Below are 8745 nucleotides of genomic sequence, written 5' to 3'. Positions count from 1 at the left end.
GGGGGGGCGTCGGCGGGGGCGCCCCGCCGCCGGGCCGGGCGGGTCCGGGCCGCCCGGCCAGGGCCCAGCCGGACGGCCCGGACTGCCCGGCCGGGCACACCAGGACCGCCCGGCCGGGGCACCGCGGCCCTCGGCCGGGCGGCCCGCCGCGGTCAGGAGCGGTCAGGCGCGGACGATGGCCAGGACCTCGTCGCGGATCTTCTCCACCGTCTGCTTGTCCCGGGCCTCGACATTGAGCCGCAGCAGCGGCTCGGTGTTGGAGGGCCGGAGGTTGAACCACCAGTCGGCGGAGGTGACGGTCAGCCCGTCCAGCTCGTCGAGCTCGACGCCCGCGCGGTCGGCGTAGGCGGCCCGGACGGCCGCGGCGCGGCCGGCCTGGTCGGCGACCGTACTGTTGATCTCGCCGGAGGCGGCGTAGCGGTCGTACTGCCGCACGAGGGCCGACAGGGTCCCCTGCTGGCCGCCGAGCGCCGCCAGCACGTGCAGGGCCGCGAGCATGCCGGTGTCGGCGTTCCAGAAGTCGCGGAAGTAGTAGTGCGCCGAGTGCTCACCGCCGAAGATCGCGCCGGTGCGCGCCATCTCCTCCTTGATGAACGAGTGCCCCACGCGGGTGCGGACCGGGGTGCCGCCCTGCTCCTTGACCACCTCGGGGACCGACCACGAGGTGATGCAGTTGTGGATGACCGTGCCGCCGCGGTGCTTGGCCAGCTCGCGCGCGGCGACCAGGGCGGTGATCGCGGACGGGCTGACCGGCTCGCCGCGCTCGTCGATCGCGAAGCAGCGGTCGGCGTCGCCGTCGAAGGCGAGGCCGATGTCCGCGCCGGTCTCGCGGACCTTGGCCTGGAGGTCGACGAGGTTCTTCGGGTCGAGGGGGTTGGCCTCGTGGTTGGGGAAGGTGCCGTCCAGTTCGAAGTACATCGGCACCAGGTCGATGGGCAGGCCCTCGAACACGCTCGGCACGGTGTGACCGCCCATGCCGTTGCCGGCGTCCACGACGACCTTCAGCGGACGGATCGCCGTGAGGTCCACGAGGGAGCGCAGATGGGCGGCGTAGTCGGCGAGGACGTCCTGCCGGGTGATGGCCCCGGGGGTGGCCGCGGGCTCCGGCGCGCCGCTGTCCAGCCAGCGCTCGACCAGCGCCCGGATCTCGGCGAGGCCGCTGTCCTGGCCGACGGGGGCGGCGCCCGCGCGGCACATCTTGATGCCGTTGTACTGGGCGGGGTTGTGCGAGGCGGTGAACATGGCGCCGGGCAGGCCCAGGTGGCCGCTGGCGAAGTAGAGCTGGTCGGTGGAGCACAGGCCGATCTCGGTCACCGCCACGCCCCGCGCGGCCGCGCCCCGGGCGAAGGCCCGGGACAGACCCGGCGAGGAGGGCCGCATGTCGTGGCCGACGACGATCGCGCTCGCGCCGGTCACCTGTGCGAAGGCGGCACCGAACAGCTCGGCCAGCGACTCGTCCCATTGGTCGGGAACCACACCCCGCACGTCGTACGCCTTAACGATCTGCGACAAGTCGGGCACGGTGCACGCCTCCTGGAGTTCGGCTGTCCGGGATCGTCCCGGTCCCGGGGTCGATCCCCCACGGGAGAGACAGTACCCGGCGCCGCTGACAGAACCGGTCGGAAGTGAGCCGCGTCGATCCGGCCGCCGCCGCCCCCGTTCGTCCCCTCAGCTGTCGGGGGAGCGCAGCACCCGCAGATGGCCGCGCCGGGCGACCTCCATGGGGTCGGGCTTGCGCCCGCCGGGGCCGGCGCCGCCGCCCGCGGCGCGCTCCTGGGGGCGCGCGGCCTCCCGCACGGCGTTGGCGAGGGCTTCGAGGTCGTCACTGCTGGGCCGGGCCGGGCCGCTGTCGACGGCGAGCCGTACGACGTCCCAGCCGCGGGGCGCGGTCAGCCGCTCGGAGTGCTCGGCGCACAGGTCGTAACAGTGCGGCTCGGCGTAGGTGGCGAGCGGACCGAGGACTGCGGTCGAGTCCGCGTAGACGTACGTCAGCGTCGCGACGGCGGGGCGGCCGCACGCGGTGCGCGAACAGCGACGTACAGGGCTCACGAGGTTGGACGGTACCGCACTCTTGAGCGGGCCGCGACGACTCTCCATGAGGTCACCCCGCCGTGTCGCCTTGTCCGCCTCCCGGGCCTGACCTGCGAACAGCGGTTCCGACCTGCGTCACGGGCGGCCTCCGCCGGGCCGCGCGACAGGGATTCCTGTCACCACTCGGTGCAAATAGTGTCATTCGTCTTGAGATCGGCGATCGACAGTGCATGCTTTTTCGAGCTCAACCATGGCCGGAACGTTCAACTGGCGACATGCCGCCAGGTGCCCCGGCGAGCGCATACCGGGGCACGGTGGACGGCTACCCTCTTCCGTGATGGACAATCCCGTACCGCCCCGCCCGACCGGTCCCAGGCCCCGGCACCGCGACCGCCATGGCCGCGGCATGCGCGGACCGATCGCGCCTCCTCAGGTGCCGCTCTCGGTCAGCAGGAGCGAGGCGTTCGTGGATCTGGTGCACGACTCGGTGGACCGGCTGGAGCGGCGCTGGCCCCAGCTCTCGGAGGTGGACTTCCGGGTCCTGGAGGTGCCGCCGCCGGGCTCCGGGGACGAGGCCCTCGACGGCGGTTGGGAATCAGGAGCCGTGCCGCTGGGCAAGGCGGTCCCGGCCCGGGAGGGCCGGCGCGCCGGCATCGTGATCTACCGGCGGCCGGTGGAGATCCGCACCAAGAGCCGGGACGAGCGCGCGCTCCTGGTGCACGAGGTCGTCGTCGAGCAGGTGGCCGAACTGCTGGGGCTGGCACCTGAGTCGGTCGACCCGCGGTACGGACAGGACTGACGGGCCCGCCCGTTCGACCAGTACTGACGGGCCGCCGGGTCACTCCGTCAGCAGGGACAGATCCTGTTCCGCGGCCGGGACGGCCACCGTCCCCCGGTCGTCGGGGAGCGTCTGCACGGTGAACATCGGAATGCCGTCCTTGGGCAGTTCGAGCATCCGGGAGGCGTGCACGGGCCCGCCGGACAGATGCTCGACCGTCAGCGCGTGACCGCCCTTGCCGCCGGAGGGAACGGGCGGCTGCACGGCCAGGGTCGTACCGCCCTTGACGGTGTACTCCTTGGCGACCGGGGTGCCGCCCTCGCTGCCGGCGGAGGCCGTGACCCGTACGGTGGTCGCCTCGCCCGGGGCCACCAGGGACAGCGTGCCGCCCTTCTCCCGGTTGTCGGCGGCGGTGGCCCTCTGGTCGATCCGGCCCACGGCGGGGATGAACGCGGTCTCCTGCTTGTCGCCCTTGCCCCGGACGACCCGCAGTGCGGCGACGAACGGGGCGTCCGCCCGGGCCCCGTCCGCAGGGGTCAGCAGCAGCGAACCCGGCTCGCCCTTGGTGAGGTCACCGAGGTCGGTGGCGACGGCCATCCCGCTCTTGATTTGGAGCGTGTCATGGCCGGCCGGCGCGAGCCGGCCCCCCGGGCCCGCCAGCCGCACGGCCAGTTCGGCGTCGTTCCCACCGGTGGCGAAGGCGATCAGATGCACCGAGGTGGCATCGGCCGGGATGCCGGGCAGTACGGCGCTGCCGGAGGGGTCGGCGGCGGCCTGCAGCCAGTCGCTGCCGAGCTTGGCGTCCACGGCCTGGACCGCGGCCCCCACCCGGCCGTCGCGCACCACCACGTGCAGCGCCGCGTCGGCCACCGGCTCCGCGGTCAGTGTCGACAGCAGAACGGGCACGCTGGCGTGCGCGGGGACGGTGATGCCCTCGCCCCCGGTCACCTTGATGGCGCCCTTCGTGCCGTACAGCTCGAGGTCGACCACGGCGGCGGCGTCGTCCGGGTTGGTGAGATGGATGTAGTCCTGTCGTTCCTTGCCGGTGCTCACACCCGGGAACCAGAACTCCGTGTCGGGCGCCGTGCAGGAGGCGCCGAGCGCTCCCCGGCCGATGCCGGCACTCACCACGGTGGTCTGCTGCACGGTCCAGCCGGGCGCGAGGGCGCCGTCGGCGGTGCCCATGAGCGCGGGAGCGGCGGCGTCGGAGGTGGTGCCGACGGCCGGCTTGCCGGCCTCGCTCAGGGGCACGACGGGCTTGGGCCGGTCCTTCGCGTCCCCCTTGCCGTCGGCCGGCTTGGGGGCCGCGCCGCCGCCGGCGCGGGCGACCGGTCGCAGCTCCGCGGTGTTCGCCCCGGCACCCTCACCCTGACGGGCGACCTCGCCCTTCTGCTTGCCGTCGGTCGGCGCCTCCCCCTTGGGGGTGAAAGCGGTGTACGTGGTCTCGGCGAGCTCCGAGGCCGCCGGCGCCGGGCAGAGCAGTGTGGACCGCTCGACCGGAAGCCGCTCCGCCACGGCCTTCGCGACGGGCGCGGGGTCGCCCGCGCCGGTCAGTACGGCGGTCGTGGTGATCGCGGCGAGCGCGGTGACGGCGCCGATCAGGGAGAGGGTCGTGCGGTTCACTGGTTGCTGCTCCCGTCGCGGCGGGGGGCGTGCTCCCCGCCGCCATACGTCGTCTCTTGCGCGTCCTGCCGGGCGTCGGGCCGACCGGAGTACGGTGGCCGGCCCTGCCGCGCCGCGTCGGTCGTCCCGGTGTCGGCGTGGCCGCCCGGGTAGCCGTACGGGTCGGTGTACGGGGCGCCGTGTCCCCCGTCGCCGTAACCGTCCCAGGCCGGCTGTCCCGTCGCTCCGTACGGGGCCTCGCCGTACGGGGCCTCGCCGTAGGCGGCCGTGTCGGAGGCGCTCCGGCCGTACTGCTCACCGCCGTATCGGCCGTCGGCCCGCTCGTCGCCGTACGAGCCGTCGCCGTAGGAGCCGTCACCGTACTGTCCTGTCGGTTGCGGCCCGGTCGATCCGTACGGCTCGCTCCGGTGGCCGCTCCCGCCGTACTGCTGCTGGTCGTGCGGCTGCCCGTACTGGTCGGGCCGGTCCTGGGGCGCCGAGGGGTCCTGGGCGGCGTACGGGTCGTAGCCGGCGGCGTACCCCTGGGCGTCCCACGAGCCGTACTGCCGGCCCTGGGGCGTGGCGGCGTACGGGTCGGGCAGGGGCTCCGCGCCGAACGGTCCGCCGGGCCGCGCGGCCTCGTCCCCGCCGGTGCCGTCGTACGGGTCCGCGGCGGCGGTGCGCCGCTCCTCGGCCTCGGCGGGCCGGGGCACGCCCGCGGCCCCCTGCTGGCCCTCCGCCGCGGCGCGCAGCCTGCGTGCCCTGCGGCCCTCTCCCGCCACCGCCTGGGCGGGCACGGCGGCCGCGTCCGCCGCCGGGCCCGTCGCGCCGCCGGCCGCGGCGAACGACTGCGGAAGGTCGTCGTCGACCTTGCGCCGCCGGCCGGGCAGCGCGAGCACCGTCAGGACGAGGACGAGCAGCCCCTGGGCCCACACCCACGCGGTGTGGGTGAACGGGGTGTCGTAGGTCAGGTCCAGGCGACCGCCGGCCGCGGGCAGTTCGAAGCCCTGGGCCCAGCCGTCCAGGGTCTTCTTCGGGAGCGGCTTGCCGTCGAGCGTGGCCCGCCAGCCGGGGGCGGCCTTGTCGGCGATCCGCAGCACGCGCCCCTCGGGCCCGTCGGGCACGCGGGTGTGGGCCTCCACGGGCGAGGCGGGGACGAGCACCGGGGCGGTGGCCGCTCCCGCCGTACGGGCCCCCTGGCCGGCGTCGTCCGGCGCGACGGGCGGGACGATCATGGCGCGCGCGACCTGCCGGTCGACCTGCCACAGCGCGCTGCCGTCCTGCTTGCTGAGCCGGGTGAGACCGGGGGTCGCGTCGAGCACGCGGCTCATCTGGCGGGGCGCGCCGTCGCGGACCAGCACATAGCGCACGGCGTAGCCGCTGAGCTGGCTGGTCTGGTCGGCGCCGGAGCCGGCGACGAGGCGGGCGACGATCCGGCCCAGACGGCTGTCGCCGCCCGTTCCGGTGAGCAGGTCGGCGTCGCCGAGCCGGGCGCCGGAACCGCGGACCAGGGTGTACGAGACCTTGGCCGGGCTGCCGCCGATGACCAGGGTGCGGGCCTGGTCGGGGCTCTCCTCGGCCACGAACGCGGGCACCTGCACGGGGTCGCGGCGGGCGAGCGGCCCGTCGGCCCCACCGGCCATCCACAACAGCGCCGCGAGCAGGGGGGCGACGCCCGCGCAGAGGGCGATCAGGGCGGCGACGGGCTGGCGCCAGCCGAAGTTGAGGGCGGCGACCCGGTACCGGGCGCCCTCGGCGCCGACCAGGGCCGCCGTCAGCAGCGCGATCCCGTACACGAGCGTGGCGGGGCCCGCCCAGGACGGCCCGTTGGCCAGGACGGCGAAGAGCAGAGCTGTCGCGGCGGCGATCCAGGCGGCCCGGATGGTCACCTGGCGTTCGTCCCGCAGGAGCGCGGCGAGGGCGGCCAGAACGACGCCGAGGAGCAGGACTCCACTGCCGGTCCCCGGGCCCCCGGGGTCGAGGGCGAGCAGATCGAACGCGGTCGCGGAGCCGCTCTCGTAGGCCATCCCCACTTCGGCGAGGAAGGACGAGGGATGGGTCAGCAGCGTCAGCGACCACGGGGCGAGGACCACCAGGGGCGTGCCGTGGGCGGCGAGGAAGCGCAGGGCGTGCGCGGTCGGGTGGCCCCGACGAGCGCCCAGCAGGCGGAACAGCAGGGCGGCGAGGCCCAGGACCACGGCGATGGGCCAGGCGATGGGGGTGAAGGCGGTGGCCAGGGTCAGCAGGAGGGCGTAGGCCCAGACGGCGCGCCAGCCGGGTGGCGCGGCCCGCTCGGGCCCTACGGCGCCGGCTTTGCCCGTACGGGTCATGCCGCTCGCCGCCGCGCCCGTACGGGCCAGCAGGGGCAGCAGGACGGCCAGTACGGAGGTGCCCAGGCGGCCGGTGGCCAGGGCTCCCGTGGCGGCGGGGAGGAAGGCGTAGGCCACGCTTCCCCAGGCGCGCAGCAGGCGGGAGGAGACCAGGGGCCGGGAGGCGAAGTAGGCGGTGAGTCCTGCCAGCGGCACGGAGCAGACCAGCATGAGGGTGATGGCGAGACCCGTACTGCCGAAGAGCACCGTGGACAGGGCGGCGACCACCGCGAGATACGGCGGGGCGGCCTCGGCTCCGCCGGTGCCCACGGGGTGCCAGACGTCGGTGTAGCGGGCCCACAGCGCGTCGGCGCTGCCGGGCGCGGGCAGCAGGGCCCCGCCGGCGAGCGCGCCGGTGCCCAGGAGGGCCCGGCAGGCCACCAGGGAGGCCACCAGCAGGAGGAGGAAGAGCAGCGGTGCGGGCTTGCGGGCCAGCCGCTTGAGCCGGGCGAACTGCTCGACCTCCAGGAAGTCGGCGTCGTCGTCACCGGGCCCGGACTCGACCGAGCCGTGCCGGGCGCCGGAGGAGCTCTCCGCGTCCGACCGGGCGCCGAGGTCGGCGGCGACCTGTTCGACCGTGGCCCGTACGGTCGCGCCGGGCGGCGGGAAGAGGGGGCGCAGTTCTCCGGCGGCCACGGCGGGGCGGCCACGGCGTTTGCGGGCGGCCAGGATGCGCTCGGGCCGGAGCAGGACGCGCATCAGTCCGGTGAACTCGTCCAGGGCCTGGCCGGGCGCCTTGCCGATCAGATAGCCGAGCGTGCGCAGTACGGTGCCGAGCACCACGCGCAGCAGGACGTAGGGCAGCGCGAGACCGCGGCTGTTGGCGAGCAGGGTGTGGACGGCGCCCGACTTGTCCACGCGGTGCGGGTTGGCCACGGAACGGCCCGCGCAGTCGATGGGGCGGCGCTCACGGGCCGAGGCCTCCGCGTGCCGCAGTACGGCGTCGGGGGCGACCAGGACGCGGTGCCCGGCGGCCTGGGCGCGCCAGCACAGATCGACGTCGTCGCGCATCAGGGGGAGCGCGCGGTCGAATCCGCCGAGTTCCTCCCAGACGTCGCGGCGGATGAGCATGCCGGCGCTGGAGACGGCGAGCACGGGGCGGACCTGGTCGTGCTGTCCCTGGTCCTGCTCGCGCCGTTCCAGGCCGGTCCAGCGCCGCCCGCTGCGGGCGATGGAGACGCCGACCTCCAGCAGCTGTCGACGGTCGTACCAGCCGCGCAGCTTGGGGCCGACGACGGCGACGGAGGGACTGGTGTCGGCGACGCGCAGCAGTTCGGTGAGGGCGTCGGGCTCGGGCGCGCAGTCGTCGTGCAGCAGCCACAGCCACTGGACGGGGTCCCCGTGCGGCAGTTCGGGGGCGTCGTCGTCGCGCCAGGTGCGGCTGACCGGGTCCCAGCCGCTGGACCGCTGGAGGTAGGGCAGGTCCTCGGCGGTGAGCACGCCGGCCGCGCGGACGGCCTCGGCGACGGCCGTGCCGAAGCCGCTGCGCCGGGCGAGGCGCAGCACCCGGTCCTCGCCTAGGGCGTCGGTGAGGAGCGCGGCGGAACCGTCGGCGCTGCCGGTGTCGGCGGCCACGACGTTCTGGACGGGACGCTCCTGGCCGAGCAGACCGGCGAGCGCGTCGGGCAGCCAGCGGGCGCCGTCGTGGGAGACGAGCACGGCGGTGACGACGTGCCGGGGGAACTCCGGTGCGTGGGCGGGGGAGAGCGCCGCGGCGTGGGCGGAAGCGGGCGCGTTCATGGCAGCCGGATAGGGGGGCGGGGCTGCCGAGTGACTGTGCACGGACATCGAGGTACGGGCCCTCCGGCCGGGTTCGGGGACCCGCGGCGAAGCCGCTGTGGGCCGGGGCCCCCGGGACTGCTCGGTGGACGCGCGCGCCCCGAGGGGGCGTTGCTGCGTCACGGACGGGCCCCCACATTAACGGCTCGGGGGTGGCGCTCCGGCCCGTCGCGCACGGGCGGGTGG

At 75.4% G+C, this 8745-nt stretch carries 5 protein-coding genes; 1 reads left to right on the top strand and 4 read right to left on the bottom strand.

All coding sequences use genetic code 11. The features are described 5' to 3' along the window. Window positions 1–162 precede the first annotated feature (162 nt). Complete coding sequence (locus tag ACSNOD_RS24525; RefSeq protein ID WP_436769209.1) at window positions 163–1521, bottom strand: phosphomannomutase/phosphoglucomutase; 1359 nt, start codon at window positions 1519–1521, stop codon at window positions 163–165. A gap of 147 nt (window positions 1522–1668) precedes the next feature. Further along, window positions 1669–2097: a DUF3499 domain-containing protein gene (locus ACSNOD_RS24520; protein ID WP_436769208.1), complete on the bottom strand. Its 429-nt coding sequence runs from the start codon at window positions 2095–2097 to the stop codon at window positions 1669–1671. A gap of 271 nt (window positions 2098–2368) precedes the next feature. Between ACSNOD_RS24520 and ACSNOD_RS24515 the strand changes: the two genes are divergently transcribed. Next, window positions 2369–2830 (top strand): metallopeptidase family protein, encoded by a 462-nt coding sequence (locus ACSNOD_RS24515; protein ID WP_436769207.1) that lies wholly within the window; start codon window positions 2369–2371, stop codon window positions 2828–2830. A gap of 39 nt (window positions 2831–2869) precedes the next feature. On the opposite strand, the gene ACSNOD_RS24510 is transcribed toward ACSNOD_RS24515, so the two are convergent. Both ACSNOD_RS24510 and ACSNOD_RS24505 read right to left on the bottom strand, forming a co-directional pair. Further along, a complete protein-coding gene (locus ACSNOD_RS24510; RefSeq protein ID WP_436769206.1) occupies window positions 2870–4432 on the bottom strand; it encodes a DUF5719 family protein in 1563 nt (520 codons plus the stop codon). Next, a complete protein-coding gene (locus tag ACSNOD_RS24505) occupies window positions 4429–8568 on the bottom strand; it encodes a glycosyltransferase family 2 protein (RefSeq protein ID WP_436769205.1) in 4140 nt (1379 codons plus the stop codon). Before ACSNOD_RS24505 ends, ACSNOD_RS24510 begins: the two co-directional genes overlap by 4 nt. Window positions 8569–8745 lie beyond the last annotated feature (177 nt).

The sequence above is a fragment of the Streptomyces sp. URMC 123 genome (assembly GCF_051386515.1).
Classification (GTDB): Bacteria; Actinomycetota; Actinomycetes; order Streptomycetales; family Streptomycetaceae; genus Streptomyces.
The sequence above is the reverse complement of the archived record's forward strand: the minus strand, read 5'-3'. Positions and strand labels throughout refer to the sequence as shown.

Excerpts from the sequence above, each read along its gene's own strand:
- ACSNOD_RS24515 (WP_436769207.1), top strand. The coding sequence starts at position 2,369 with ATGGACAATCCCGTACCGCCCCGCCCGACCGGTCCCAGGCCCCGGCAC.
- ACSNOD_RS24505 (WP_436769205.1), bottom strand. The coding sequence starts at position 8,568 with ATGTCCGTGCACAGTCACTCGGCAGCCCCGCCCCCCTATCCGGCTGCC.
- ACSNOD_RS24520 (WP_436769208.1), bottom strand. The coding sequence starts at position 2,097 with ATGGAGAGTCGTCGCGGCCCGCTCAAGAGTGCGGTACCGTCCAACCTC.